This is a genomic window from Nocardioides jensenii JCM 1364 = NBRC 14755 (assembly GCF_001552535.1).
In the GTDB taxonomy this organism is placed as follows: domain Bacteria; phylum Actinomycetota; class Actinomycetes; order Propionibacteriales; family Nocardioidaceae; genus Nocardioides; species Nocardioides jensenii.
Genome location: NZ_BCRJ01000187.1, coordinates 1 through 519 on the forward strand (window position 1 = coordinate 1; position 519 = coordinate 519).

The following is a 519-nucleotide window of genomic DNA, read 5'->3' on the forward strand; positions in this document are numbered from 1 at the left end:
CGGTCGGTCTCCACCCACGACCCGCGGACGGCGGTGATCTCGAACGCCGACGGGCAGGTCGTCCACGACGGTCGCCAGGTGCTGGCCCGCATCGTCAAGCAGATCAGCCAGCCCGTGCGCTGGGACCTCTGCATGGACACCATGCTCGACCTCGGTGTCACCGGCATCCTCGAGATGCCTCCGGCCGGCACCCTGACCGGCATCGCCCGGCGCGCGATGAAGGGCGTCGAGACGTTCGCCCTCAAGACTCCTGACCAGCTCGACGACGCCCGTGCGTTCTGCGAGAAGCACGGCGAGGCCTCCCAGATCGACACCAACCCGACCTGGCGCATGGTGGTCAGCCCGTCCAAGGGCACCTTCCACCGCGACGCCGAGGCGGCCGACGCCGTCGAGCTCGACGAGCGCGCCCGCATCGGCGCGGTCGCCAGCCTGCGTGACCGCGTCGAGGTCACCGCGACGCACGGCGGCACCGTGGTCGAGTGGCTCGTCGAGGACGGCGACCTGGTCTCCCCCGGCCAA

The 519-nt window shown here is 71.3% G+C and carries 1 pseudogene; it reads left to right on the forward strand.

Features of this window, described 5'->3' with window-relative positions:
- A pseudogene (locus tag NJ4_RS26200) lies at window positions 1-519 on the forward strand (ACP S-malonyltransferase); the annotation flags it as partial.